We start from the raw sequence: 26448 nt of genomic DNA, 5'->3' as shown, positions 1-26448 counted from the left end.
TTTTTATGCGTAAAGCGCTGATAGCGACAGTGTTTTTAATTTTCTCTTCCAGTTACGCCTTCAACGGTCGCAGCATGTCTGTCATCGGAAAAAGATTTATGTCGATGTGGACGTGGATGGGCGGACCAAGCACGCCGTATGAAACAGGCGCTTACGGAAATCAAGGTTCAAGTGCCGCAACACCACCGGCTCCCGGAGCACGCCAAGGGGCCTGCACGTGGACAGACTCCAGCGGTAACAAATGGTTCTTCGGCGGTTATTCGTTCAGTGGAGCCAATTATTTCAATGATCTCTGGAAATACAATGTCAGCACCAATGAGTGGAGTTGGATCTCAGGTTCCAGCGCTCCGAACGGAACTTCCAATTATGGAGTGCAAGGAGTCAGTGCTGACACGAATGTTCCTGGTGCTCGCGAGTACTGTATGTCGTGGGTCGATACCAGCGGCAACCTGTGGTTGTTCGGCGGTGATGCCGGAAGTGGAACTATCTTCAACGATCTTTGGAAATACAATCCGACAAGCAATCAGTGGACGTGGATGACGGGTTCGAACACATCCAATGCAACCGGCACTTACGGGACTCAAGGAGTTGCGGCTCCGGGAAATACACCGGGCGCGCGTTTTTCAGGAGTGACGTGGATTGATACCAGCGGAAATCTTTGGTTGTCCGGGGGTTCAAAGTCTCCAGGCTATTTCAATGATCTTTGGAAATTCAATCCGACGACAAATCAATGGACGTGGGTTCACGGCTCGAATCAGACGGATCAATATGGCGTTTACGGAACAAAAGGCAGTTCGGCTCCAACGCCTCCTGTTCCCGGTTCTCGCCTTGGAGCCGCCAGTTGGACAGATAGCAGCGGAAATCTTTGGATTTTCGGAGGCGTCAGTCCTTCCTCGAATAATTATTTTGGTGATCTCTGGAAATACAATCCGACAACGGATCAATGGACTTGGATCTCAGGATCTTATCTGACAAATCAGGTGGGAGTTCCGGGAACAAAGGGAGTGCCCTCGACGGCCAACATTCCCACTCGCCGCGCGTATGCAACGACGTGGGTGGATGGCAGCGGAAAATTTTGGCTCTTTGGCGGAATGTTCAATGGACCTTCTTATCACAACAGTCTTTGGAAATTTGATCCTGGCACTCTGGAATGGACGTGGGTAGCGGGAAGTATCGACGGAAGTTTTAATCCCGCGGGAGTCTACGGAACCAAAGGAGTTGCGGCAGCGGCCAACACGCCGGGAGCCCGGTACGGCGGCATTGGATGGTCTGACGGAAATAAATTGTGGATGTATGGTGGCTCCATCAATATTCCTTACGGTGATTTATGGATGTATGACATCAGCGCTGGGCAGTGGACGTGGATGTCGGGAACAACGGCGCAAGACGGTTACGGTGTCTACGGCACACAAGGGTCTTCAGCGGCGGAACCTCCTGTCGCGGGTTCGCGCTCAGGTGCTGTCACTTGGATAGACTCTAGTGGCAATCAGTGGACTTTCGGAGGCCAGGGAGCTTGGGGTACAACAAACGATCTTTGGAAATACAATCCCAGCACCAACACCTGGACATGGATTTCTGGCACGACGACGAACGGTGATCCTGGAAATTACGGAACGAAGGGTGTCGCTGCGGCATCCAACTCTCCGAGAGCGCGTGCTTGGGGTGCAGGATGGATTGATTCGAGTAACAACCTCTGGGTTTTCGGCGGATTTTACAGTGGCGGTTATCTGAACGACTTGTGGAAGTTTGATCCGAGCACAGGGCAATGGACGTGGATGTCGGGCGCGAGTTCTGCAAATTCGGTGGGAACGTACGGGACGAAAGGAACTCCCTCGACGGCGAATATTCCTGGCGCGAGGGTCAATCACAGCACGGTCCTAGATTCCAGCGGAAATTTTTGGTTGTACGGGGGATCTGGTTACGCCAGTGCCGGTACCGGTTATTTGAATGATCTTTGGAAGTACAATCCGGGAACAGGCGAGTGGACTTGGATCTCGGGTGCGAACACCACAAATGCTGCGGGAGTTTACGGTACAAAAGGAACTCCGTCGACATCGAACTATCCTGGAGGAAGAACAGAGCACCTTGGATGGATCGACGGCAGCAACAATATTTGGATTTTCGGTGGACGAAATGGAACAGCCACTTATCTCAATGACTTGTGGAGATTCAACCCGGGCACAGGAGAGTGGACGTGGATGACGGGTTCGAGTTCAGTAAACCCATCGGGTGTTTATGGAACCAAGGGAACTCCTGCGGCCGCCAACACGCCGGGCGGAAGGGCTTTGTCTACGGGCTTTAAAGACTCCGGCGGAAATTTTTGGGTGTACGGTGGTTCTGATTCCTCCTACCGAAGTGATTTATGGAAGTACAACCCTGGCACAAATCAATGGACGTGGATGTCGGGTGCCAACACGACAGGAGCGATACCTGTGTACGGCATCAAAGGTGTTGCATCCACAGCAAACACTCCCGGCGCTCGCAGCAACGCCGGTGCTTTCGTCGATAGCAGTGATAATCTTTGGATGTTTGGCGGAATTGTGAACAGCAGTTCCGTCTTCTATGGCGATTTATGGAAATACAATCCTAGTACGGATGAGTGGACGTGGGTTTCAGGTTCAAATCTCGCAAAATTTTATGGAGTGTACGGCACTCTTGGTACTTCGACGGCGGTTCCTCCTTTTCCCGGATCACGCCATGGGGGAGCGGGATGGATCGACTCTAGCGGCAACTTGTGGATGTTTGGTGGATACGGAAACGGAAGCACGTCTCTGACAAGAAACGTGTTGAACGATCTTTGGAAATACAACCCGACAACAGGAGAATGGATGTGGATGTCGGGATCTCCGTTTGTCAGTGCGACAGGTGTTTATGGGAGCAAGGGTGTGGCGGCTTCATCCAACATTCCTGGAGCGCGCTACTTAATGGCGTGGTGGAAGGACAGCAGCGACAAGTTGTGGTTGCTTGGCGGTAATGACAGCAGTGCTTCATTTTTTAACGATCTCTGGAAGTATGATCCCGTCAGCAATCAGTGGACATGGATTTCTGGAAACAATACCGCCAATGCGAATGGTGTCTATGGCACGAGAGGCGTTCCTTCGACGGCCAATGCTCCGGGCGCGCGTCGAGGGTATGCTCCGAGTATCGATGCTTCGGGAAATTTTTGGTTTTTCGGCGGATACGGCTACGGTGCCAGCGGTGGTCTCACACATTTGAACGATGTCTGGAAATACAATCCGAGCACAAATGAATGGACGTGGATCTTTGGTGCTACTTCGGGAGTCGTAAGCGGTGTCTATGGAACCAAAGGGTCGCCCGCTTCGGTGCCGTTGGTACCCGGCTGCCGCTACGGTGCTTTCGGTTGGCGAGATTCTTCGGGCAGGTTTTGGATGTATGGTGGTTTCGGGGTGAGCGACAGTGACATTTACAACTCCGGTTATTTGGGTGACTTGTGGATGTATGATCCCGCGACGAATCAGTGGGGTTGGTTTTCAGGAACATCGATTCTCAGTGCAAGTGCCGTGTACGGCACCAAAGGCGTGGCGTCGACAGCCAACATTCCGGGAGGTCGCCGAGACGGCGCCTCTTGGGTTGATACGAGCGATAATCTGTGGTTGTTCGGAGGCACGAGCGGAGGCCGTCTGAATGATCTTTGGAAATACAATCCGACGACGACAGAGTGGACGTGGGTTTCAGGTCCCAGCGGAACAAATGCTGCCGGCACGTGGGGCACGAAAGGAGTGCCATCCACCTCGAATATTCCCGATGCTCGCTACGGTACGGCCTCGTGGTCCAACGCCACAAATACCTTCTGGCTTTTTGGCGGTTACAACGGCGGGAGCAATAATGATTTTTGGAAATACAATGTGGGCACCAATGAGTGGACGTGGGTGTCGGGCTCTAACGTTGTGAACGAAATCGGAACCTACGGCACAAGAGGATCTCCGGCTCCAGTTCCACCATCGCCCATCGGCAGAGCTTATGCTGTTTCATGGGTGGCTTCAAATGGCACTCTATGGATGTTCGGCGGCAACAACGACTATGGAAATTTGAATGATCTTTGGAAGTACAATACCGCCACGGGAGATTGGACGTGGGTGTCGGGTTCGAACCTCGCCAATGCCTCGGGAACTTACGGCACGAAAGGAACTCCGTCGGCTTCCAACGTTCCGGGAGCGCGTAACAGCGCCGTGAGTTGGAGTGACAGCAGCGGAAATCTGTGGATGTTCGGCGGCAATGGTTTTTCCGCCTATTGGAATGATTTATGGAAATACGACACGTCAACAAGTCAGTGGACGTGGATTTCGGGAGCCAGCACGGGTGGAGGTACTGCGACTTACGGAACGAAGGGAACTCCGAACGCCGCCAATGTTCCAGGAGCCCGTTATAAATCAACATCGTGGAGAGATAACAACGGCAATCTGTGGCTCTTTGGAGGAACGAACGGATCGCAGTTCAACGATCTTTGGAAATACGATCCTTCAACGAATCAATGGACGTGGATGACGGGCTCTAACACGACGGGTGCTGCCGGTGTTTATGGAACTCAGGGTGTGGCAGATCCAGCAAATACTCCGGGCGCGCGCTATGGGGCGCAAGGATGGGTGGATGCCTCTGGGAATTTGTGGCTCTTCGGTGGCGTGGCAGGAAGTTATCTGAGTGATTTATGGAAATATGATGTCGCTGCCAATCAATGGACGTGGATGTCAGGCCCTAACACGACAGGTGGGGTTGGCAGCACGGGCACTCTGGGAATTGCGACATCCACGAATCAACCAAGGTCGCGATACTCTACCGTGGGCTGGGCGGATTCGAATAATAATCTATGGCTGTTTTCAGGAAACTCTTCTTTGACTTACACCAACGATTTGTGGCGATACAACATCACAACAAATCAATGGACGTGGATGACGGGAACACCCACTTCGACATCGGCGGGAACTTTTGGAACCTTGGGAGTTCCTAGTATTGTGAACACGCCAGGTTGTCGCCAAGGTGGTATCGGTTGGAAAGATCTTAACGGGAACTTCTGGGTTTATGGCGGCTACGGTTATGGCGCCACAGGTGTCGGCGATCTGGGAGATCTGTGGCGTTTCCGAGTGAAATAAAATTTCAAGTTCCGAGCTGTCGCTTTTTATTTCATCACAGAAATCTCTGGCATCGGACACTGAAGCTCTTTGAGTTTTTGACTCACCAATTGGGCATCCGCTTGGTACCCATTGCTTTTTAGTCTCAGCTTCGCTTTTTCGTAAAGCGAAGGGGAGCCATTCCAACCATTCTGTGTTTCAGGCAAACCTTGTCCTCGGCACGCAGAGATGATTTTTGTATCGACCTTCACATCTAAGACAGGATCAATCATGTCACAGAAAAACTGAATAGCACCCAAGTGATCCAAAGCGGCTGACCAGTCCAACCACGCTGATTCTAACTGTTGGCAAACGACTTCGTTGTCACGCGAACCGACAGGAAGAGTTTTCAAAGTCAGATTTGAAAGTGCCTTTGTGACTTTTACGTCGCGGGCCAGGTAAATCATATCTAACGTGTTAAAACCTTCCACGCGAACTCCAGCGATGCGGAATTTTTTTGAAAGGCGTCTTCCAAACTCTGTGAGGCTTAAAGATTCTTCACGCAAGGCCTTCATACCGGCGGTGAAGGCACCGATCGTTTGATCGTGCATGCTTTTTGTGTGCTCGATCCACGCAAAGACCGGAGATTTGCCAAAGTTCCAACGAAAGCGAGAACCAAAAAGTCCTGCTTTCAAAGAAACCATCCGCTGTGCAAATTCAGAGCGATCAATGATTGAAGTGTCCTTGGAAAGTTCTTCCATCGCTTTTTCAACGCGTTTCACAGTGACGATATCTGTTTGAAGCAAAGAATAGCGTGCTTTCCATTGGCGGTATTCCGCATTTTTACCAAGCTCCGTATCAAGATCGCTTTGCTTCTTCTCGATTGAGCGCTCTGAAAGACTTAAAGCCTGGTGAATGCTTTGCAACCATGATTTTCCCATCTTCGCGCAAGAAGCCGGATCTTCCATAGGACCTGTTGCATAGTCCGTCAAAGATTTGATCGCGCGATTGTTCATAGCCATCAAAGCCGCTGCTTGGATTTTTTCAGTCTTTGAAGAATCTTGAGTCAGTTGTTGTAGATTTAAAAAGCTCGACATCGGGAAAACAGTCGAAGAGGTCGCGGTTTTGACAAGTTCAATCGAAAGGCTGCACATCAAAAGATCGTCGGCATTGTTTGCCACTTGGTTTTCCAGGACAGCCAAGTAATCTTTGTCAGAGCTGACCTCCGTACGGAAGCCATTCAGATATTTCTCAGTGGAATCTTTAAAAGCCAATGTCGAAGCAAGTCCCTTGCTGGGTTGGCCAAAGCGGGCATTGTACAACGCCACGTTTTGTTCGAGTTCTTTGGTGATGGTGTCGATCTTTCCGCTTTGAGCCAGTTGTACGAAGCGAACTTTTTTTGCAATCTTCGTGAATTGGCAGACGTTTTCCAAAAGAGCTTTGCGGTGATTTGGTTTCGACATGTCCAAAGTGTTTTGATCAATCATTTTGGAAATCGCTGAGATCCCACTGGTGGCAACAGCTCCGCCGATCACGAACGGCAAAGCTGGCTTTAGAGCGGCATTCATGGAAACGGCGAAAAGTGCGTAAGGTGCCAAACCGTTGACGACGTCATTGACGGCTAAAAGCACTTTCCCTGTCGACATCACTTGACGACCGCAGCGGGAGTTCAGGAATTCATTGTTGTTAATAACGTCACCAATGTTGCCAACGGCGGCAAGGGCATCGGTCATAGATTTTTCAAGAGCGGCCGAGTTCACCTGAGTAGATTTGGATTCTTTAATCGCAGATTGAATATCAACGATACTTTTTTTAATGGTTTCCCCATTCTCACCAAAAGATTTGGCAGAAGGGTTGCCTGTGCACTCGGGGGAGGCGTTGACTTGAGCGCTCAGAGTGTCAATAGCTGAAATAAGCTCAGCATGGGGACGGTTTTCAAACAGAGGACAGCTATAAGCTTCTGGCACTTGAGCCGAAGACAATTTGGTTTGAGTGTTTGCTGCCCACGAGGAAGTTCCACCCAAAAATGTAAGGACAGTCACTGATAAAACCGCACGCTTCACAAAGAGCTCCACTGTTTAACGTTTTGGCAAAGTGCCTTTTCAGGATGTCGCGAGGGCTTCGAAGGGCCGCTTTAGCTAATACACACGACAACCATAGAGTCAGAAGTGGAGAGTGCAAATTTAGTACTTGTTTCGAGAAGAGTTCCGTTTGATCAAAACCATCGAACGTTTATAAAAATCACTCTCATATTAGATAAAGATTTTTTATTTAGAAGCATTAATACTTAGACATGGTTTTTCAATTTGTGCCGGAAGAAATTGTAGAACTTCAGGTTTAAGGCATAATTTTTTTGAGGGGACATTTGATGAGTGATGAACTGAATAGTTTTTTGAAGTCGAAATTTGAAGAATTAAAAAATACCAACCCGCGCTTTTCCTTACGAGGACTGGCTCAACGGTTGGACATGTCTCCAGGTCATCTTTCAGAAATTTTTAATGCGAAACGGCCGCTCTCCAAAAAAGTTTTGGAAAAGCTCGTCAAGGGACTGCATCTTTCGGAAAACGAAAATGCCCATGTGCTGGCACTTTATTCCGATCAGATAAAATACTCTTTAACTCGTTCGGCGACGGAGATTGAAACGCCTCCCGTCGGGAATATCGACTTCTACTTGGTTCTTGCCGCTTTGGATTTGCCGGGAGCGGGAACGGACAAGGAAAGCCTCGCACAAAAGACAGGAATGAGTCTTGAAGAAACAGAGCAGGCCTTGGCTTCTTTACAGAAGCTGGGCTTGCTTGAAGAGCGTGACGGACGCTGGGTGAAAAGACGGAATGGCACCGGCAACGGTGAGACGTCTCACAATATTCAGAAATTTTATTTAGACGGTTTAGAAAGAATCAAAAGAATCTGCGCGGAAGTTTCGCCGCAGGACCGCGAGATCGTCTACATCACCATGGCTGTGAATCCTGAAAAGCTACCCATGGCCAAAAAAGAACTCGAAAAATGTTGGCGGAAAGTTTATCAAAAATTTTCTGAAGGGGAATGTTCAGAAGTTTACACGCTGGGCATTCAGCTTTTGCCGGGAAAGAAAACGGGATAATTTCTTATCCCGTTTTTTCATTTCTTACATATCGTAAGAATCTGTTTTTCTGATTTCCATCGCCTTAAGTGCTTCGAAGATTTCCTGATCGCTGTGCGAAGCTTGTCTGACGTTGAGTTTTGATTCATCAAAACAAGGTGTGTAAGTTTGAATCGCTTTGGTGATTCTAGGTACACGCTTGCTGGCCGCTTTAGGTCTTAGAACATCCCAGTAAGACTTGTTGCTAAAAAGATTGTCGTCACGGCGAAGCTGATCGTTGAGCATGGAAAGTGCGCAGCGGAAAGTTCCTTGCGCCGTATTGCCGTCGCCATTTGAGCATCCTTTTGAATAGACGCCTTCTTTACCGTGATGCAGTTGCAAAAGACCGATTAAGCTTCCGTTAGGTCCTTTAGCAGTTTCCGTTTTATCGCAAGTACTTTCATAGTGAGCCATGGCATTGATGACAAGCACCCAGAAGTTGGCTTTATCCGTGGGTTTCATTTCACTATATGTCGGACACAAACGGTGAATGTCGCGAGCGCCTTCGTCGAGATTCTTAAAATCGCTTGAAAGATAGATCCCGCGAATGTCCTTTGCCCAGGCACCCATCTTTTCGTCGTCAACGAAGTTTTCGCACTTCGCGCCCCAATCCAATTTGTCGTTGATATCAGTCAGCGTTGCTGCGACGAACGGCAAATTATTTTTCATGCGCGGACCTGCAGATGTTTGAATGGTGCATGTCTCACAGTGAGACGCTTCGGTCGCGGATCGCGAACCGGAACTTAAAGCAGGAAGGGGTAGTAACGTCCACGCAAGGGCAATAACGGCAATTTTCGATTTCATTTCTCTCTCCTTCTCAGTACACAAACTTTACAGGTGGGAGCGTTTTTGCGCGCTTTACGGCTCATGTCCGCCGTATTTCACCTGTTGTTTACAAAAGAAAAGAGATGCGTATTTGATGCCAACAAAGAGAGAAAAAATAGATTTGTGTTTCTTGTTTTCAATCGAACAACGAGAATAAAAAAAGCCCCACTCATCTAGAAATTAGGGAAGACAAGCGGAGCGAAAGGATGCGGAAATACGGGCTCAAATTGATACGCTTCTCTGGTTTTGTCAAAAACTAACCTCCGTCGTGGATTTGAAACTGTTCGACGGAATAGAGCGAAAGCGAAAGTGGCAGCTCTTTGTAAGAAAACAAGCGAAGCGGCGAAGGCTTCTCAAAAATAACAGGTTTGTTGTATGAGGTGGCGGCGGAGGAACGAATGAAACTGTTTTATATCTTCATGGGAATTTTAAGTGTGAGTTCAGTAGGCCAAGCCACTGAGCTTTTATGTACGAATGCAGCTAAATCTTTGGAAGTTTCCATCATTCAAGATGGGGGTGAAGAAACGCTCACGGTCCGTATGGCAAAACGAGCGGCCGAAACCTATCTTATCCTTTACCGGGATGATTCCAAAGTTGTATCGGTGAATGATTCCGATATCAATGGTTCTTCTTCAAGAGGAGCCATCTTGTCTTTTAATACCTATGGTCACAGTTATCTTGCTTACGATGGTGATGTTGTAGAAGTGCTTTGTAGCAGCGGCAGGCATTTGCAAAAGAGTCCCCGTGAGCAGTGATGATTGAAAGCCGCCGGAAAAATCATCTCAGTTTGATAATTAGAGAGATTCTTTTTTAATTATGCGCGAATAATGCCGATACCAGAGCAGGAGTCCATTTATGAACGTGTCTGGTCGTCGAGCCTGTATCTTATTGACTCAAAATGGAATGTCTTTAGTTGAACTTTTAGTGAGCGTAGGAATCATGGCGATCATCATGGCCGGATTCGCCTCTATGCAGGTACAACAACAACGGGAAAGTCGGGCGATCACTGAAAAACTGGCTTCGATGGATTTTGAAAAGCTCCTGCAGTCGGCGATGATGGATGGAACCACCTGTAAGTTTATTTTGAATAATCCAACGGCTTTGACGTTCAATTCAACGGCATTGTCACCAACAACTCCGCAATATGTAACTCCTTCGCGTCCTCTTTATGCACAAGTAAATGGAGCGACCCCAGGTCCCGTGGTCGCACAATTAAATCAACCTCTTTCGGGCAATCCGTCGTTAGTTCCTAATTTGATTCGTCTCAAAATTGAAAGCGGAAGTGGTGGCACCTACATTGGTCGTTGGGAAGTGCATTTTGATTCAGACCGTTTGGTGCGCGCGCTGAAACCCGTCACGGTTTCGACAGTGCTGACGGTGGATACCAGCAATCCCTCCGCCGCGCGAATTATGAATTGTCTTGGTGAACACGTTCCACAGTTTGCAAACGTCTCTTATCATCCTTTTTGCGCGACACCGTCGGGTGGTCTTCTTTTAAAGCCGTTGCAGGCCAATCGAATCTGCACATTGACGGCGACAGATGATGATGTGGGGTCAACGGCTGTGGCCGCAGGAGACTACAAATGTCGAGTCCAGGCAGATGCGACTTCATGGCGTGGTTATGCTCCCATGGGGTGTGGGCAGGTCGCGTGCGTTGCTGTTTGTTTTGATTTGCAGTAAGTTTCTTCGCTACACTTTTTGTTATGAGACATTTTCATAACATCGTCGTAGCAGCACTTGTTTTCACTCTGACCGGTTGTGGAGGATCTTCTGTGAAGAATCCGTCCACTCCTTCACCAGTCCCGCTTCCCCCCGGACCTCTTGGTGTTTTTAATCCTCAAGGCACTTGGAGTTTGGATGGGGCGAATCCCAACGTTGAAGTTGTAATTGGTGCAAAAAATTTCAATTCGCCTCTGGATCAGTTGCCGAATGAAGTTCCGTTTAAAAAGCCCATTGGGAATATCGATATTGAATACTTGCAGGATAAAGCCACGGCACGTTTTGGTCTGATCGATCTGGGTTTTAAAAACAATCCCGTTGAAGTCGTTTTGCAACCTGTGTCTCAAAATTTTCAAGGTACATCGCTTGCAGAAGTGAGCTCGGATTCCATTGATTCCAAATACGGATGTCTTTTGCAAATGACATCTCAGCTCAAGGCGGATTTCTCAAGCAGTGACACAGGTGTCTTTATTTTCACGAAAACAATCGAGTTAAAGGATTCCGGCACAGGGGCGAATTGTCAGACTTATTTGCAAGACCAGCAAAAGCTGGCAAACGCTGGGCAGAAAATCGGACCTTTGCAATTGTTATTGGATAAACAATGGATCACGGTGGCTGAGTTAACGACAGTTTCTAAAATTGTTTTCATCACTCCGATGAGTTGGAAAAGAGTAAGTACGGAAATGCAGAGTTTGCCCTCCTGCACATCTTCTCAGGTGATTCAACGCTCTCCGATTGAAACGGAATATTTTGAAGGTCTTATTCCTTTAGGAGGCTCAAGACAGGGAGGACATCTTTTCCCAACTTCTCATGTTTATTTTTATCACAATCAAAGTCACTATGCGCTTTTGATTTCTCCGCTGAATGGGAGAATCACGGAGGCGATTCTTACGCGAAGAGCGCCTAAGGACGAAGCGACGGGACAGCCTAAGAAAAATCCTGATGGCACAACGGCATTTGATTTCCATGATTATCAGCTTATGCTGCAAAGCTGTTCGGATATCATTGTGCATTTTGCTCACGTTCATAATCTGTATTTGGAAAATCCGAAATTGCAAAGTCTGCAAGATCAAAACTTCGACAAGGGTCAATGTGATGAGCCTTATTTAGAGGGAAGTGCTTTCTTTGTGAACTGCCATCTTAAGGTCAATATCCCGGTGACAACGATGGATGTTCTGGGAAGTTTTCAAAATCCCAACGGTGCGATTGCTTTGGACATGACGACGCTGGATATGAAAGCTCCAACATCTTTTATCAATCCAAATCGTCATAATTCTTGGGATACACACGCTGTGTGTCCAGCGGATTACGCTGTTCCGGGCTTAGGCAATCTCTTCAATCTTCGTTTCAGTGATTACACTGGAAAACAAAAATCTATTGCTAACGATGCCGATAAAACACAAGGCAAAGGAAGATGCGGAACTGTCTCGATGGATATGGAAGGAACTGCGCGCGGTTACTGGTTCTGGGCAGAATCAACGGGAAAGGAATTTGAGAACTTCGGTCTTCACACGGTATTAACGTGGAATGTTTTAGATCCGAAGCTGCAAGTTTTCAGTATCGGAACGAAAGGTCCGGAAGGTGCGAATGGAAACTGGGGATTTTATATCAACAGCGAAATTGCCGATGCGAATATCAATGTCCCTTTTGAAAAGACCAAGCCCGATGTTCTTTACTGTTATGACATCAAGGGAACATCAACGGTGGATCTGAACGGTTTGATAGGAAGTCCTCTGACGATCATTATGAAATTCACAGGGGCTGGCGTTGCCTCGACGATGACTCTTGGAAGTCGTCCTGAAAAATGTCAGGACGCTCCGGTTGTAATGCCAGCAAATGCCGTGAACTATATCAGGTAGAGTCAATACTTTTGAGTATCTAGCGCCAACTTAATCCCGTTAGATAATTCAAGAGTGGGACCAAGGCCCCAAAAGTGAAGAAAAAGGATTCGAGGATTTTCTTGAGTCATGTGATTGTGGATCGCAACCACGCGGATCTTAGCACGTCGAAGAGCTTTCAAAACGGGTTGCAGTTCATTCTCTGTCATCGCGATATCGCCATCAACAACGGCCATTTTATCAGAGCCAGCGAACGCAACCCAGGTATTAACGCCCATGGCATTTCCCATTTCGTGACCATTCATTTTCGTTTTTCGTCCTACAGTGATTTTATAAACGCCGTCCTTAAAAACCCCCGTGCGTCCCATCGCAGTTTCAATGATCTTCGGATTCAGAGAAGTTTTCGAAGGATCTATAGAAGCCGTAGGAAATTTCATCGCTGTCGATTCTTTGAGGGCTGAAAACACTTTACCTACGGAGGAGCCTAAGTTTTCTGCCGATCCCATGCCGCTAATATGCATGAACATGATCTTGGGATTGTCGGTAAAAAAATGGTTGTGAAGAGCTGTCACTTCAAGGCCCGCATCTAAAGCAGCAGACATCACGTGGTGAACTTGGTCTTCGGTCAGAACGATATCTCCCATGACAGCTGTGTGCTCACCGGCCCCGGTAAATGCAGCCCAGGCGGTGAGCCCCAGGGCGGGAGTGACTTTCACTCCGCTGGCAACGACTTCAAGGTCTTTTCGCGGATAGCTAACTTTATACACTTGCTCTTTGTCGTTGAATTCACCTTTCATGCCGACGGCTTTTTCTATGGTATTGATATCTAATTTCGGCGTCTCTGCTTGGATTTTTTTATTTTGCAAAATGAGGAAAAGGATCGCAGCGAGTGAATAAATATATATTTTCATAAAACCCTCTGCGGTAGTGTCGCATAGTTCGGAGGGTCGTTAAAGACAGGCATGTGGAGATTGCCAAAAGACGTGACCTGTTAGATGACGTGCTCTTTATGAAATATATTTCGTAATTTCTTTAAGTTCTTCCAAGTCGACATGCTTGCCGTCCAGGCAATGTTCAATGTGATCGTGAATGTATGTGCCTTTAGCCGCAATGATAGCGTTAGAGACGGCGTGAAGCTGTCGTGCAACGTCGACACAAGGCAGTTCGTCTTCGAGCATTTGAATGACTTTTTCGAGATGTCCCTTTGCTCTTTTTAGTCTTTTCGAGACTTCTTTATGACTGAGATGTTGCTTTTTGTGGCTCATACGGATATGAGTATCCCCTCCCCGGGGATAGGATGTCAAACACCGTGATAAAGTTTTTTAATATTGAACGAAAATTGCTCTTAGGCAGATTCTTAACTCGCTCTGGCGATCAGGCTTGGGATTTTGTAATTCCTTTCGCATTACTGCATGTGTTTCCGGGTCGGTTGCAAATCGCCGCCCTTTATTACCTGATGGTTAAGATCGGAACTTTTCTTCTAACGACTTCGGCTGGAAAGTGGATTGATTCAAATCAGCGAAGTCGTGTGGTCACGGCGGGAGTCTGGATTCAGTTTTTCGCGGTCCTCGGAGGAATCATTTGCTTTTGGTATCTGGATAAAACGAGCCACGCAGGTTTGTCTTTATCGGATCCATCGATACTGCTGCTTTTTGCGGTTCTTTGCTTTTTTGGAATTTTCGCGTCGCTAGGCTCTGTCATCACGGATATAGCCGTGGGAAATGATTTGGCTCCATTGCTGGTTTCAAGTGAGCGTCTTACTTGGTTTAACAGTTGGCTAAGAAGAATTGATCTTGGCACGGAAGTGGGAGCTCCTATAGTGGCGGGAATTATTTATGCCATTGATCTTTCCTCTATTCATCTTTTTGGGCTCTTGATAATTGCCGCATGGAATTTGGTTTCTTTTGTTCCCGAATATCTTTTGCTAAAGAACGTCGTGAATAGTTCAAATGTGAAGAAGCAAATAAACAGCGGGACTGAAAGTTGGAAAGACCTTTTTCAGATTGATTTGAAAAAGGCTTTAACGAATCCCATTTTTCCTTTGATCTTTAGTTATGCGTTGTTGTGGTTATCCGTTCTTAGTCCTCACGGCGTTTTGTTGGCCGGATATTTGAAAGACCAAATGGCCTTGCCGGAATCAGAAATCGGTTTGTTTCGGGGACTTGGAGCCATGTTTGGTTTGCTGTCGACACTGAGTTTTCCAATGCTGGTTGAAAAAATAGGAATTATTAAAAGCTCAAAGGCGCATCTTGCGTTTCAAGGTGTGATGTTGATCGGCGCGATTATCGCTTTTAGTTTTCAAGGAAACTTGGCCGTTTACATTTTCCTGGTATTTATTCTTTTATCTCGCGTGGGACTTTATGGATTTTCCAATGGCGAATTTGAACTTCGCCAGCGTCTTATTCCCGAAGCAAAGCGGGGAGAGCTGAACTCTTTGAGCTACCTTATGACGACTTTGGCAACGCTTGTATTATTCGCTTTGGGGAGTCTGCTGCCTAATACGGAAGATTTTAAATACTTAGTGTACGGTTCTCTCGCCGCCGTGTTGATAGCGAATGTGATTTTTATCAAGTGGTCAAAGAAGACCGGCGCGTGAATGCGCCGGTTGGCTTTTATTCTGTAAGAACGTGGTCGTCGATAGAGAGAATGGCAAGATTTCCGGCATCCACTTTAAGTTTCGCTTTCTTCTTATCTTCTTTCATCACTTTGATTTCATATATCAAGTAGCCGTGTTCACTTTCAAGTTCGGCTTCGATGGCCTTCCCAGGAACCTTTTTTTCAGCGGCATTAATCGCATCTTGCATGCTGACTTTCGCTTGTGAAGCATAGTCTGAAGTTTTAAAGCGATCCACTTTAATAGAGCCTGTGAAGTCTTTTGCTTGAACGGTGGCAAAGGGCAATGTCGAAACCAAAACAGTCGTTAGAAGTCTTGAAATTTTCATCGGGATTTCTCCTTTCGTATATAGTTCCTACGTTGGCGCCGAAGTTGAAATGGAGGTAGAACTATATAGAGACTTTGGAAAGATACAAAAGAAGTGCTTGAAATCAGGGGCTTAAACCCCTATAAAGAAGGTTCACTGACAAAGTGATACGGGGGTTCCGTAGCTCAGCTGGATAGAGCATCTCCCTTCTAAGGAGAGGGTCGTACGTTCGAGTCGTACCGGAATCACCATCTTTACGCAACGTGTCGTTTCTGTAGGGAAGCACACAGAGCCACTCCTCCTAAGATCACATACCAAATCGTGAGAATCCATAACAAAAGAATCGGAAGAGCCGCAAACGATCCATAGATTCTATTGTAAGCAAAAAACTTAATAGCCAGCATCGAGTAAGTTTTATGAACTCCGTACAAGGTCAAAGCCGCTAATAAGGAACTTACAAACGCCGCTTTCGTGCGCACTTGCAAATCGGGCACTAGCTTATAAATCAAAAACAAGGTGCCGACCAAAACCACGGAGTTTGAAACCGCAGCCGGCACCACTCGGTGGACGAACTGAAATTGTTCAAGGGAAGTAAAGCCCACATAGATCGCTAAAAAAACGGGAATCACAAGAATCAAAGCCCATTGATAGATCAGACGTTTGTAAAAAGGTCTCGTGTTACGTTGATTCCAAACGCGGTGAATTCCCACTTCCATATCGTGAAGCAGGCGAATCGAGGTGATAAATAAAAATACCGCTCCCGTCGTTCCTAATTTTCCGGCATTGATATTTTTTAAGAAAATACGAATGAATTTCGTGACGTCACTTCCCGCTGCTTCTCTCATATTCGCAAGAAGAAGGGCTTCGACCTTAGGGTAAAAAGCCTCAAGGCCGCCAATGGATTGAAAAGTCGCTAGCACCACAGCAATAAAAGGAACCAAAGCAATGGCCGTTGAAAAAGACAAAGAAGCGGCGACAAGAGCCAGCTCCCCATCGCGCATCTGTTGAAGCGTGTCTTTCAAAACGCTCCACAAGGTTTTCATAGTGATGTTTGCTTTAACAACCAACGGACTCATTCTTACCCCAGCGCAGTTCAGTTTCACATCCTGCGCCCGGCGCAAGAGTAACATAAATCTTTCTAGAGCTGGAATCTTTTTTGAACAGCGAAGTCGTGCCCACTGCGCTCAATAAGAGCAGCATCGCAGTATGGATCGTGTTCAAAGAACAGATACCAATGCTGGTCAGCGGCCGCACTTAAGTGCTTTTGCTTTTCTTCCATCAACGTCAAAGGATGAAGATCATATCCCATGAGCCATGGAATTTTGACATGAGAGCTTGTTGGAACCATATCGCCGCAATAAAGCACCGTCGTCTTGCCGTCGGTGATTTTCACGACTTGCTGGGCTTGCGTATGACCATTGGAGATAAGAACCGAAATTCCCGGAAGGATTTCCTGAGGACCGTCGATCACTTTTAAAACTCCAGCGTCTATTAATGGCTGAAAGTTCGCGGCATAGTAGCTGGCTTTTTCGCGCAAATTGGGATGGCTGGCCGTCTCGAGATTTCCTTTTTGCACGTAGTATTGAGCTTTGGGAAAAGTCGGAACCAATTTGCCATCGCGCTCTGTTGTCGCACCACCGGCATGATCAAAGTGCAGGTGAGTGAGAATCACGTGATGGACGTCTTCAGGTTTTAATCCGTGAGTCGCCAAAGATTTCAGAAGTGAGGGACCGCTTTCCTCCATCGCATACATCTCAGCAAATTTATTTCCCAATTTTTCGCCGTATTTTGCGACGAAGTCTTTGCCGTTTCCGGTATCAATCAAAACGTTGCATCCCGGAGATTTTAAAAGCAAAGCGCGCGCTTCCATAGGAATGCGGTTTTTATTGTCTGGAGGATTGGATCTTTCCCATAAAACTTTTGGAACCGTTCCAAACATCGCGCCACCATCCAAGCCAAAAAGGCCCGTAGGGATCGGACAGACTTCATAAGTTCCAACTGTTAATTTTGTTTTTTCGATATCAAAGTTGTTCGGAGTCATTTTTAGTATCCTCCTCCTCTTTTTTCGCGAAGGCTTCAGGGTTGATCGTCAACACCCACTCTTTATAAGCAGCATACACCTGTTGAATCGGTCCTGGCGGATGAACCGGACCAACGTGCAAAACCAATTTTCCCGGCAATGGAATCGGCTGACCTTTTGGCCAAAGTTCCATATTGCCTTCAAGATATGTGAATAAAAGAGGTGTTTGCGTTCTTTCAGAGAAAATAGAAACCCCACGTTTGAATTCCTGAATTTTCCCATCTTTGGAGCGTGTGCCCTCAGGGAAAATAATCAACCACATACGAGGAAGTTCCGTGAGTAATTTTAAAATCAAATTGATCGCTTCACCCTTACGGTCTTTGCGGTCGATTGGAATGGCGCCCAAACAGTGCTTTGAAAAAAATGTGAAAAGCGCATTCGTAAAGAAGTAATCTTTTGCGGCAGCGATATAAAGATTCAACCAATAACGGCGAGGAATGGAAGCTGCGATAGAAACCGCATCCAAGTGACTTGCATGATTGCTGATAATAATTAACTTCGGCTGAGTCGCGTAGATCTCCTTAAACGGAGTTCCTTTGACCTGTAGGCGAATATAAAATTTAAAAGCGAGGTTTTTAAGAAAGATCGACCACAAAAAACGCATGAACACGCTGAACATGTCGATATGACGTGTGAACAGCGGTAAGTGTTTTAAGTAAGTCGGCAGTTTGGTCCACTGCTCGTTATCGTAGTTCCAATCTTTCATAGTAGAACCGTCATCACATAATAATAAATCGGAGCAACAAAGATCAATCTATCCACACGGTGAAGGAAATCTCCACGCCCGATAATAAAAGGTCCCACGGTTTTCATTCCGGCATCGCGACGAACTGCTGTCATCACAAGGTCACCGACGAATCCACCTAAAGAGGCGACAAGACCTGATGCCAACCAGTATTTGTCAGAACCGTCTGGTAAAAGGAATCTCATGCAACCTGCAAGAAAGATCGTGAGGGCAATGGATGTCGCCGTACTTCCCACCGTACGACGAGGGTTGATTCCGGGGAACATTCTCCAACCACCGATATAGCGTCCAACCGCCAAGTTCGTGTTGTCGCAGAACTCTGTGAGGATAATCAAGTACATGACTTGGTAGACGCCATTCGGAAACTTTAAGATAAGTCCCAAATGCATGAAAGACCAGCCCAGGAAAATAAATGCGAGAAGAGTCAACGACATGTATTGAATCATGCGTTTATAAGAGTTGCGTATCAGCGGCACAAGGCAACTGGCGCCCAAGACCACCATCGGCATAGAGTTGTAAATGTCCAAGCGGTCATACCATGCGCAGACACCCAGACCAATAATTCCCGCATAACAGATCAAAACGAAATTACTGCGATGGAACATTCCCATAATTTGGAAAAAAATTTTAGCTCCCGCAATTGCCAGGATAGTCAAAAACACCAAAGGCCATGGTTCAGGTAGGCCCATCACCAAGAACATCAAAGGAGCTGCAATCAGCCAACTCTTAATGCTCGCCCATGATTGAACGAAGTAATAGTTCTTGTTTCTAAAAAAGAAAATGATCGCACCAGAGACAAAGATGATCGAAAGAACAATCAAAACAGTTTGGCGATAAATATGGCTTTCCCAAGCTGTTGGCATATTGAGGCGGATTGGAAAGCTGATGTCGAAAAAATTCATTACGAAGGTTCCTCTTCAATTTTGTAGTCTTTGATTTTCTTATAAAGATTTGAACGCGAGACCTGCAGAATTTTCGCCGCCGCTTCAATGTCACTAGTTTGTTTTAAAACCGTGCGAATTGCATGCGCTTCAAACTCTTCCACCAAAGTGTTAAGTCCTTTGTTAAAATCAATCGTCGTGTAAGAAGGAGCCCCTACAGGCGTCGCTGTCGGCCTCAACCAACTGGTGACATCTTCTTCACGAATAAATGGCAGGGGAGAAATCAGGCTCAGTTGTTCACAAACGCGTTTCAGTTCACGCACGTTTCCGGGCCAGTTGTATTTCTTTAAAGACGCAAGTCCATCTTCAGCAATTGTTTTATTGCGACGAGGACGTTCTGCTTCTAGAAAATGTTTTGCAAGCTCATCGATATCTTCAAGGCGTTCACGCAATGGTGGAAGGTCAATACGCTGAGAAGCCAAACGGTAAAGCAAGTCTTCGCGGAATTCTCCAGCGGCAACCATTTTTTCCAAGGATCTATTGCTTGCAGCAATCACGCGTGTTTTTACTTGGGAGCTTTCTTTTGCTCCCACTCTGCGGACTTCGCCGGTTTCGAGGAAGCGTAAAAGTTTTGCTTGCTGGCTCAGTGGCAAGGCTTCGATTTCGTCTAAGAATAAATCTCCACCATTGGCCGCTTCCGTAAGACCCACTTTGTTTTGTTCAGCGCCGGTGAAGGCACCCTTTACGTGACCAAACATTTCGGATTCAAAAAGATTTTCAGGAATGCTCGCAAGGTTCACGGCAATGAAAGGACGATCGCCTTCTTGTTCGTGCAAAAGACGCGCGACCACTTCTTTACCGCAACCTGTTTCACCTTCGATCAACACCGGACTTGTTTCACCGCGAAGATCGGCAATGCGTTTTTTAATTTTTTGCGAAGCTTGAGAACTACCGACCCAGCGTGCGCTGTGACGACTTGCGCTTGGGTCCATGCTGCGCAAATCCCAAAGAGCTTCGATTTTTTCTAAGATCAAAAGAATCTCTTCCGGCATCAAAGGTTTTGCGAGGAATCTTTGCGCGCCGGCTTTAAGGCAGCTCTCCATCAAGGGGCGACTTAAGTCCCCTGACATCGCGACCACTTCAAGTTGGTTGTTATGCTTGATCAGCTTTTCGATGACCTGAGGTCCCGCTGCTTTGGTCGAGCCTGGTTCCAAATGCATGTCCACGAAAGCGGCGTGATAGAAACGCTCGTATTGAATGGCTTCAAGCTTGGGAGCTGAAAAAACCTTCCAATGAGTCGGCAAACACATCTTTAAAGACTGATGAACCAACGGATCATCGTCGACGATAAGTAGAGAAAAAACTCGAGTTGATGCCATATCCTCCAGTCTGGCTTGTGAGGAGTCCTTTGACTACTCATTTCGCGCATAGTCAGTAGTGACGAAGGCCTACTTTGTGATTAAACTTAAGGAAGTTGGAGGTGCCCGTGAGCGCTCTCAGAATTCTTCTTGTTGAAAACATTCATCCGGTTGCTAGAGACACACTTATTGCTGAGGGATTTAAAGTCGATTTGATCTCTCACGCGCCCTCTGAAGAAGAGCTTTTAAAGATTCTTCCGAATTACGACGTGCTGGGCATTCGTTCAAAAACAGAAATCACTGCCGAGGTTCTCAGAAAAAATCCACAACTGACAACAATCGGTTGCTTCTGCATCGGTACAAATCAGGTCGACTTAATGACTGCGCGAGAGTGCGGAGTTCCGGTATTCAATGCGCCTCACTCGAACACACGTTCAGTGGCTGAACTTGTCATTGCAGAAATGATTTCTTTGTCTCGTCAATTAGGCGATCGGAACACGAAAGCTCACGTCGGTGAGTGGGTGAAATCGGCAGAAGGTTCGCGCGAAGTGCGCGGCAAAACTGTCGGCATCGTAGGCTACGGTCACATCGGAAGCCAAGTGAGTATTTTGGCTGAAGCGATGGGACTTCGCGTGGTGTTCTACGATGTGCTTAAGAAATTACCTCTTGGAAATGCAGTTGCAAAAAGTTCGTTAGAAGAACTTCTTTCTGTTTCCGATTTTGTAACTTTACACGTTCCTGAAACTCCAGAAACCAAAGACATGATCGGCGCCAAAGAACTTTCTATGATGAAAAAAGGAAGTTACTTAATCAACGCGAGCCGTGGAACGGTTGTTGTGATTGAAGCGCTGGTTGATGCGTTGAAATCAAGACACATCGCCGGTTGTGCGATCGACGTTTTCCCAGAAGAGCCTGCAAGCAACAAAGAAAAATTTAAGTCTCCGTTGCAGGGTGTATCTAACGTGATCCTCACTCCGCACATCGGGGGAAGTACCGAAGAAGCGCAGTACGCCATCGGCATGGAAGTCGCAGAAAGTTTCCGCCGTTATTTGAAAATCGGTTCATCATCAGGAGCAGTGAATTTCCCGAATGTGGATTTGCCAGTGAAGCAGGGAACATCACGTATTTTGAACGTGCACAAAAATGAACCCGGCGTTCTTGGAGAAATCAACGGTTTGATCTCGAAAGCCGGCGCGAATATCGAGGGACAATATCTTTCGACCGACGAAAAAATCGGTTATCTCGTGATGGACGTTCACTCCACTCACGCAGATGCTTTGGCAGTAGAAATTGGAAAACTAGGTCGTTCGATCCGCACACGCGTGGTCTACTAAATGCACTAAGGGGATCTTGCTCTCGCCAGATCCCCTTAAGTGGCCTTCCCGGTCCGAAACTACCGAGGAGGTCCGATATGCGTAAAAGTGAGTATTTACGTTTTCGGCGAATTTTAAAAGTTACTAAAGGCCTTTTAGTTATTATTTGGATGATCCTTTTAATAATTATCAAACTTAAGTCGCTTTAAAGTTAAACAGACGCCCTTTCATTCAAGGTTTGTTCCAAGGTCGGGACTGAAAATCCCGGATTGGTATTGAGTCATGGAGGACTGGCGAGGGCACTTACTTAATAAATTTTGCTAAGGCTTTCCTTGCAAAAAGGTACGCCGTACCTTTTTGAAACGCGTTGTAGCCAGAAAAAAGAAGCAGGCACCTAAATAACTTTCCCGGGGTTCATGATGTTGTCTGGATCGAAAACTTTCTTGATCCCGCGCATGATTTCGATTTCGGCGTTTGAGCGTGTGTAGTTGAGGAAAGATTTTTTTGTTAAACCCACGCCGTGTTCTGCAGAGATCGAACCTTTATATTTTTTCACAGTATCGAAAACCATGACATCGACTTTGCGGCATTCTTGGACGAACTCTTCCTTCGTCATTCCAGCGGGTCTTAGGATGTTAATATGCAAATTGCCGTCACCAATGTGACCGAACCACACCACTTCCCAAGTCGGGTAAGCTTGCGCCAAAACTTTATCAAGGTCTTCCATAAACGGAGGAACTTTCGAAATCGTCACAGCGATGTCGTTTTTGTACGGAGAATATTTTGCCAAAGATTCTGAGATGTCTTCACGGTAGCGCCAGAAAGTCGCTGCTTGCACATCCGACTGACTGATCACGCCGTCAAGAACCCAACCCTCTTCCAGGCATTTTTCAAACACACCCAAAGCATGTTCTTCATCTTGTTCGTTGCGAGTTTCAACTTCCGCTAAAACATAAAACGGAGATTGAGTCTCAAGAGGCGCAGGCAGGCCCGTGTTTTCCAAAACTTTTTTAAGCGCTTTATCAGAGAACATTTCAAACGCCACCAAAGACGTTTTAGTTTTAAACTCCGCAAAGATTTTCATCACAGCATCAAGGCCACTGACGGCCATCACCAAAACTTTCATCGGTGGGGGAGCCGGAGCTAACTTGATTGTCGCTTCAACGATAAAACCCAAAGTTCCTTCAGAGCCGACAAACAAATGACGAAGATCATAACCAGTCGCATTTTTCACAAGACCGTTATTGAGTTCTAGAACGTCACCCGTTCCTGTGACAACTTTAAGACCCGCGATCCACTCACGAGTGAGGCCATAACGAACGACTTTGATACCGCCCGCATTGGTGGCGATATTTCCGCCCATTTGCGAAGAACCCGTCGCCGCAAAATCCACGGGATAAAAAAGATGTTTTGAATGCGCAAATTCTTGAAGAGCTTCGGTCACAACACCAGGCTCGATCACGACACTTTGATCAACGGGGCTGAAATCTTTGATCTTGTTCATTTGATCAAAAGACACAACGACTTCACCTTGAGTGGCCACCGCAGAACCTGAAAGACCCGTGCGGCCTCCGGAAGGTACAAGAGCGATTTTGTTTTTGCGCGCCCATTTGACAAGGGCGACAACGTCTTCGGTTTTACGAGGAAAAACAATCGCCGAAGCTTTGATGTCGAAGTACGTCGTCCAGTCTTTACCCCAATACTTGAGGCTCTCCTCGTCGGTTTTGATTTGGTCTTTTTGCAAAAAACTTTCAAGCTCGATGAGGGCCGTCGACATACAACATCCTATTCTTCGTCAGGAATGGCTCGGTGGAAATCTTTCAGAGTTCTAATTCTAAAGAAAGCGTACAAGGGACACAAGCCCCAAGCCGCTGTGATAAGACCATAGATGCCAACGTACGCCCAAAAAGGACCGCCTGCGATGGCGTAAGTCGTCAGAATCACGCCAAAGATAAATCTTAAAATGCGGTCCCAAACGGCGACGTTACATCTCATATTACTTCAATAGCTCTTGAAGTTCGCCAGACTGGTACATTTCCATCATGATATCGCTTCCGCCCACCAACTGCTTGTTGATGTAAAGTTGCGGAATTGTCGGCCAGTTGCCGTATTCTTTGATACCAGAGCGGATTTCTTCATCGTCCAAAACGTTCACGTCGTGGAATTGCACGCCGATGTCTTGCAAAATAGCACAAGCACGCGCAGAGAAACCGCACATGGGGAACTGTTGCGTTCCTTTCATGAAAAGTACGATTTTGTTTTGGCTCAAAATATTATCAATTCTTTCGTGTGTAGTAGACATAGTGATCCCTTTTTAATTACTTAATCTTAGTCTTGATTGAGAGCGCATGAACCTCGCCCGTCTTTAATTCTGGACCAAAGCAGGCCATGACATGTTGATGCTGTTGAATGCGAGTCATTCCCGCAAACACGTCGCTTTCAACAAACACTTCGTAGTGATCTTGAGTGCCAGTTAAATCGTAAACTTCGATTTTGGCCCCAGTGTAATGCTTCTCTAAACGTTCTTTCATTTGTTCTGGTGTCATAGGAGGGGAAAGTAGCAGAGGGAGCCCGTGAAGTCAGCCACGGCTCGTCTTGTATGACGCTGGATGTCGTTGTAGTATGGGGCTCTATGTTTGGACCGACCCACCGCCTATTTAAGATCTTTTCTCTCGTTTTACTCGCTCTGCTTTTTTATTTCTTCGCAAGGCTGGAGTTTTTGCTGTGGAATTGGAGTTTATTCAAAAATAAACCCATGCTCGATATTCTGTGGTCCTTCATTGTGGGCCTCAGATTCGACACAGCGGCGGCTTTATCCGTCACCGCGCCGTTATTACTGATTGCCTTCATCCCATGGCCGAAAAGTTGGAACGTGCATTGGTCGACTCTGACTTGGATTCTTTTCTGTCTGCTGCAAATTCCATTTTTGATTCTCAATCTTGTCGATGTGGAGTTCATCAACTTCGTCGGTCGCCGATTCACATATGACAGTTTCTTCGTCGTCGGAGAAACCAAAGGCAAAGTCTGGAACTTCATCATCAGCTATTGGGGGCTATTCACGATCAACACCTTGATCGTCGCTTTCTTTGTGTGGTCCGTTCGTCGCGTGATGAAGGGGACTCCAGATAAACTCGTATGGCCGGGAGAAGAAAAAGGGGGAGTCAAACTCTGGCTTTCTCATGCTTTTCTGTGTTTCGTGGCTCTGGTGATTTCTGTCATCGGAATCCGCGGAGGTTTGCAAAGCAAGCCTATTAGTTTTGTGAATGCCAACGTCTTTTCGGCACCTCTTTTGAACAATCTTGTTCTAAACACGACCTTCACCTTTATCAAAAGCTACGGAGCCGAAGGCCTTAAGCAAGAAAAATACTTTGCGAATAAAGAAGACATGCTGAAACGCCTCAATGGTTCATTCACAGGAACGGCGTTAGAGGGGCATCGCCCAACAACGCCGCAAAACGTGATGATCATCATTTTAGAAAGTTTCGGCGAAGAATATTTTGGCCCGGTCGACGGTAAAAAATCGTATACTCCATTCTTAGATTCTTTGATGAAAAAATCTTTGGTCTTTGAAAATTCTTACGCCAACGGGCGCCGTTCCATTGAGGGCGTAGGCGCGGTGATGGCGGGGATTCCTGCGATGATGAATGAGCCTTTCATCTCTTCGCATTTCACTTCGAATTATTTCTTGGGCCTTGGAACATTGGTCGCGCCTAAAGGTTATGCAACAAGTTTCTTTCATGGGGGCCACAACGGGACGATGTACTTTGACTCCTTCATGAAAAGTGCGGGTGTTGAAAGATACTACGGTTCTCGCGAATACGGAAATTCTGCGGACGATGATGGCGTGTGGGGAATTTGGGACGAACCGTTCCTTCAATGGATGTTGGGACAAATGGACTCTTTGCCGCAGCCATTTTTAAATGCGGTTTTTACTTTGAGTTCGCATCAACCTTACAAAGTTCCAGAAAAATACAAAGAGATGTTTCCTGAAGGACCGATTGAAATTCTTAAAACAGTTTCCTATTCGGACTATGCTTTAAAAAAATTCTTTGAAGAGGCCGAGAAAAAACCTTGGTTTAAAAATACATTGTTTGTCATCACGGCGGACCACGCTTCCATGCACTACCGTCCTGAATACACCAACGACGTCGGAAGCTATCGCATTCCATTGATTTTATTCCATCCGTCTTACGAATTCCCTAAAACGGACACGAAGAAAATCGCACAACAAGTCGATGTACTGCCAACGATTTTGGATTTCTTAAATGTTCCCGAGAAAGACAAAAATTACTTGGGAAGTTCTCTTTTTACGGATGGTGATAAGGTCGTCGTGAATTTTATCGACGGTCGTTATATGCTTTTTGCGAAAGATTATTTTATTCGTTGGTCTCCGGGACACACCGAGCCGCAAATGTATGCTATCGAAGATCGCGATGGTGATCATGAATTGATCGGCATGACGTTGACCTCGGAAAAAGCGATTCGCAAGCAAGAATTGACGGAAAAACTAAAAGCCTCTATACAGTATTTCAACGAAGGAATGTGGGATAATAAATTATATTATCCTTCAAGATAAGCATCTTA

The 26448-nt window shown here is 46.6% G+C and carries 22 protein-coding genes and 1 tRNA gene; 9 read left to right on the top strand and 14 right to left on the bottom strand.

Going from position 1 to position 26448, the window contains the following annotated elements:
* The first annotated feature begins 5 nt into the window (after window positions 1-5).
* The gene (locus ACLSSO_RS13615; protein ID WP_413943141.1) at window positions 6-5108 is read left to right on the top strand and encodes a kelch repeat-containing protein; all 5103 of its coding nucleotides are present in this window, start codon (window positions 6-8) and stop codon (window positions 5106-5108) included.
* Between the two features lie 26 nt (window positions 5109-5134).
* Here ACLSSO_RS13615 and ACLSSO_RS13610 read toward each other — a convergent pair whose 3' ends face one another.
* Window positions 5135-7129, bottom strand: coding sequence for a hypothetical protein (locus tag ACLSSO_RS13610; RefSeq protein WP_413943140.1), 1995 nt, complete (start codon window positions 7127-7129; stop codon window positions 5135-5137).
* 305 nt (window positions 7130-7434) lie between these two features.
* Between ACLSSO_RS13610 and ACLSSO_RS13605 the strand changes: the two genes are divergently transcribed.
* Window positions 7435-8166, top strand: a complete 732-nt coding sequence (locus ACLSSO_RS13605; protein ID WP_295901763.1) for a DUF4423 domain-containing protein — start codon at window positions 7435-7437, stop codon at window positions 8164-8166.
* 24 nt (window positions 8167-8190) lie between these two features.
* On the opposite strand, the gene ACLSSO_RS13600 is transcribed toward ACLSSO_RS13605, so the two are convergent.
* Entirely contained in the window at window positions 8191-8988 is a 798-nt protein-coding gene (locus ACLSSO_RS13600) for a hypothetical protein (protein ID WP_295901765.1), read from the bottom strand.
* A gap of 419 nt (window positions 8989-9407) precedes the next feature.
* Here ACLSSO_RS13600 and ACLSSO_RS13595 point away from each other — a divergent pair, with 419 nt between their 5' ends.
* The 3 genes from ACLSSO_RS13595 (at window position 9408) to ACLSSO_RS13585 (ending at window position 12587) form a co-directional block, all read left to right on the top strand.
* A complete protein-coding gene (locus ACLSSO_RS13595; RefSeq protein ID WP_413943139.1) occupies window positions 9408-9764 on the top strand; it encodes a hypothetical protein in 357 nt (118 codons plus the stop codon).
* 100 nt (window positions 9765-9864) lie between these two features.
* Window positions 9865-10689, top strand: a complete 825-nt coding sequence (locus tag ACLSSO_RS13590; RefSeq protein WP_413943138.1) for a type IV pilus modification PilV family protein — start codon at window positions 9865-9867, stop codon at window positions 10687-10689.
* Between the two features lie 92 nt (window positions 10690-10781).
* On the top strand, window positions 10782-12587 hold the full coding sequence (locus ACLSSO_RS13585) for a hypothetical protein (protein WP_413943137.1): 1806 nt from the start codon (window positions 10782-10784) through the stop codon (window positions 12585-12587).
* A 2-nt stretch (window positions 12588-12589) separates the two neighbouring features.
* Here the strand turns inward: ACLSSO_RS13585 and ACLSSO_RS13580 are convergent, their stop codons facing one another.
* Both ACLSSO_RS13580 and ACLSSO_RS13575 read right to left on the bottom strand, forming a co-directional pair.
* On the bottom strand, window positions 12590-13477 hold the full coding sequence (locus ACLSSO_RS13580) for a DUF1259 domain-containing protein (protein WP_413943136.1): 888 nt from the start codon (window positions 13475-13477) through the stop codon (window positions 12590-12592).
* Between the two features lie 96 nt (window positions 13478-13573).
* The gene (locus tag ACLSSO_RS13575) at window positions 13574-13831 is read right to left on the bottom strand and encodes a metal-sensing transcriptional repressor (protein WP_295901775.1); all 258 of its coding nucleotides are present in this window, start codon (window positions 13829-13831) and stop codon (window positions 13574-13576) included.
* A gap of 44 nt (window positions 13832-13875) precedes the next feature.
* Here ACLSSO_RS13575 and ACLSSO_RS13570 point away from each other — a divergent pair, with 44 nt between their 5' ends.
* Window positions 13876-15162, top strand: a complete 1287-nt coding sequence (locus tag ACLSSO_RS13570; RefSeq protein ID WP_413943135.1) for an ABC transporter substrate-binding protein — start codon at window positions 13876-13878, stop codon at window positions 15160-15162.
* A gap of 16 nt (window positions 15163-15178) precedes the next feature.
* Here the strand turns inward: ACLSSO_RS13570 and ACLSSO_RS13565 are convergent, their stop codons facing one another.
* Window positions 15179-15508 (bottom strand): PepSY domain-containing protein, encoded by a 330-nt coding sequence (locus ACLSSO_RS13565; RefSeq protein ID WP_295901779.1) that lies wholly within the window; start codon window positions 15506-15508, stop codon window positions 15179-15181.
* 153 nt (window positions 15509-15661) lie between these two features.
* On the opposite strand from ACLSSO_RS13565, the gene ACLSSO_RS13560 reads away from it, so the two are divergent.
* A tRNA-Arg gene (locus ACLSSO_RS13560) sits at window positions 15662-15738 on the top strand.
* Between the two features lie 3 nt (window positions 15739-15741).
* Here the strand turns inward: ACLSSO_RS13560 and ACLSSO_RS13555 are convergent.
* The 5 genes from ACLSSO_RS13555 to ACLSSO_RS13535 all read right to left on the bottom strand — a co-directional run bounded on the left by ACLSSO_RS13555 (window position 15742) and on the right by ACLSSO_RS13535 (window position 20572).
* Entirely contained in the window at window positions 15742-16563 is an 822-nt protein-coding gene (locus ACLSSO_RS13555) for a YihY/virulence factor BrkB family protein (RefSeq protein WP_413943134.1), read from the bottom strand.
* A 62-nt stretch (window positions 16564-16625) separates the two neighbouring features.
* Window positions 16626-17528, bottom strand: coding sequence for an MBL fold metallo-hydrolase (locus ACLSSO_RS13550; protein WP_413943133.1), 903 nt, complete (start codon window positions 17526-17528; stop codon window positions 16626-16628).
* The gene (locus ACLSSO_RS13545) at window positions 17509-18273 is read right to left on the bottom strand and encodes a lysophospholipid acyltransferase family protein (RefSeq protein WP_295901788.1); all 765 of its coding nucleotides are present in this window, start codon (window positions 18271-18273) and stop codon (window positions 17509-17511) included. The genes ACLSSO_RS13550 and ACLSSO_RS13545 overlap by 20 nt, the downstream gene beginning before the upstream one ends.
* Window positions 18270-19214 carry a phosphatidate cytidylyltransferase gene (locus tag ACLSSO_RS13540; RefSeq protein ID WP_295901791.1) on the bottom strand — a complete coding sequence of 315 codons (945 nt, stop codon included), beginning with the start codon at window positions 19212-19214 and terminating at the stop codon, window positions 18270-18272. Before ACLSSO_RS13540 ends, ACLSSO_RS13545 begins: the two co-directional genes overlap by 4 nt.
* Window positions 19214-20572 carry a sigma-54-dependent transcriptional regulator gene (locus tag ACLSSO_RS13535; RefSeq protein WP_413943132.1) on the bottom strand — a complete coding sequence of 453 codons (1359 nt, stop codon included), beginning with the start codon at window positions 20570-20572 and terminating at the stop codon, window positions 19214-19216. Before ACLSSO_RS13535 ends, ACLSSO_RS13540 begins: the two co-directional genes overlap by 1 nt.
* Window positions 20573-20667: 95 nt before the next feature.
* On the opposite strand from ACLSSO_RS13535, the gene serA reads away from it, so the two are divergent.
* Window positions 20668-21885, top strand: a complete 1218-nt coding sequence (serA, locus tag ACLSSO_RS13530) for a phosphoglycerate dehydrogenase (protein ID WP_413943131.1) — start codon at window positions 20668-20670, stop codon at window positions 21883-21885.
* Window positions 21886-22258: 373 nt separating this feature from the next.
* On the opposite strand, the gene ACLSSO_RS13525 is transcribed toward serA, so the two are convergent.
* From ACLSSO_RS13525 to ACLSSO_RS13510, 4 genes are read right to left on the bottom strand one after another with little or no spacing between them, the layout of a single operon-like run.
* A complete protein-coding gene (locus ACLSSO_RS13525) occupies window positions 22259-23641 on the bottom strand; it encodes an FAD-binding oxidoreductase (protein ID WP_413943130.1) in 1383 nt (460 codons plus the stop codon).
* A gap of 8 nt (window positions 23642-23649) precedes the next feature.
* Window positions 23650-23859 (bottom strand): DUF2892 domain-containing protein, encoded by a 210-nt coding sequence (locus ACLSSO_RS13520; protein WP_295901798.1) that lies wholly within the window; start codon window positions 23857-23859, stop codon window positions 23650-23652.
* 1 nt (window position 23860) lies between these two features.
* Window positions 23861-24166, bottom strand: a complete 306-nt coding sequence (grxD, locus tag ACLSSO_RS13515) for a Grx4 family monothiol glutaredoxin (protein ID WP_295901800.1) — start codon at window positions 24164-24166, stop codon at window positions 23861-23863.
* A 16-nt stretch (window positions 24167-24182) separates the two neighbouring features.
* A complete protein-coding gene (locus ACLSSO_RS13510) occupies window positions 24183-24395 on the bottom strand; it encodes a BolA family protein (protein ID WP_295901802.1) in 213 nt (70 codons plus the stop codon).
* Window positions 24396-24619: 224 nt separating this feature from the next.
* On the opposite strand from ACLSSO_RS13510, the gene ACLSSO_RS13505 reads away from it, so the two are divergent.
* Window positions 24620-26440: an LTA synthase family protein gene (locus ACLSSO_RS13505; protein WP_413943129.1), complete on the top strand. Its 1821-nt coding sequence runs from the start codon at window positions 24620-24622 to the stop codon at window positions 26438-26440.
* Window positions 26441-26448: the final 8 nt, after the last annotated feature.

Origin of the sequence: Bdellovibrio sp. HCB-162, from assembly GCF_047344985.1 — a bacterium.
Classification (GTDB): domain Bacteria; phylum Bdellovibrionota; class Bdellovibrionia; order Bdellovibrionales; family Bdellovibrionaceae; genus Bdellovibrio.
The sequence above is the reverse complement of the archived record's forward strand: the minus strand, read 5'-3'. Positions and strand labels throughout refer to the sequence as shown.

Coding starts and splice junctions, on each gene's coding strand:
- ACLSSO_RS13615 (WP_413943141.1), top strand. CDS start 6: ATGCGTAAAGCGCTGATAGCGACAGTGTTTTTAATTTTCTCTTCCAGT.
- ACLSSO_RS13605 (WP_295901763.1), top strand. CDS start 7,435: ATGAGTGATGAACTGAATAGTTTTTTGAAGTCGAAATTTGAAGAATTA.
- ACLSSO_RS13600 (WP_295901765.1), bottom strand. CDS start 8,988: ATGAAATCGAAAATTGCCGTTATTGCCCTTGCGTGGACGTTACTACCC.
- ACLSSO_RS13595 (WP_413943139.1), top strand. CDS start 9,408: ATGAAACTGTTTTATATCTTCATGGGAATTTTAAGTGTGAGTTCAGTA.
- ACLSSO_RS13590 (WP_413943138.1), top strand. CDS start 9,865: ATGAACGTGTCTGGTCGTCGAGCCTGTATCTTATTGACTCAAAATGGA.
- ACLSSO_RS13580 (WP_413943136.1), bottom strand. CDS start 13,477: ATGAAAATATATATTTATTCACTCGCTGCGATCCTTTTCCTCATTTTG.
- ACLSSO_RS13575 (WP_295901775.1), bottom strand. CDS start 13,831: ATGAGCCACAAAAAGCAACATCTCAGTCATAAAGAAGTCTCGAAAAGA.
- ACLSSO_RS13565 (WP_295901779.1), bottom strand. CDS start 15,508: ATGAAAATTTCAAGACTTCTAACGACTGTTTTGGTTTCGACATTGCCC.
- ACLSSO_RS13555 (WP_413943134.1), bottom strand. CDS start 16,563: ATGAGTCCGTTGGTTGTTAAAGCAAACATCACTATGAAAACCTTGTGG.
- ACLSSO_RS13550 (WP_413943133.1), bottom strand. CDS start 17,528: ATGACTCCGAACAACTTTGATATCGAAAAAACAAAATTAACAGTTGGA.
- ACLSSO_RS13545 (WP_295901788.1), bottom strand. CDS start 18,273: ATGAAAGATTGGAACTACGATAACGAGCAGTGGACCAAACTGCCGACT.
- ACLSSO_RS13540 (WP_295901791.1), bottom strand. CDS start 19,214: ATGAATTTTTTCGACATCAGCTTTCCAATCCGCCTCAATATGCCAACA.
- ACLSSO_RS13535 (WP_413943132.1), bottom strand. CDS start 20,572: ATGGCATCAACTCGAGTTTTTTCTCTACTTATCGTCGACGATGATCCG.
- ACLSSO_RS13525 (WP_413943130.1), bottom strand. CDS start 23,641: ATGTCGACGGCCCTCATCGAGCTTGAAAGTTTTTTGCAAAAAGACCAA.
- ACLSSO_RS13520 (WP_295901798.1), bottom strand. CDS start 23,859: ATGAGATGTAACGTCGCCGTTTGGGACCGCATTTTAAGATTTATCTTT.
- grxD (WP_295901800.1), bottom strand. CDS start 24,166: ATGTCTACTACACACGAAAGAATTGATAATATTTTGAGCCAAAACAAA.
- ACLSSO_RS13510 (WP_295901802.1), bottom strand. CDS start 24,395: ATGAAAGAACGTTTAGAGAAGCATTACACTGGGGCCAAAATCGAAGTT.
- ACLSSO_RS13505 (WP_413943129.1), top strand. CDS start 24,620: ATGCTCGATATTCTGTGGTCCTTCATTGTGGGCCTCAGATTCGACACA.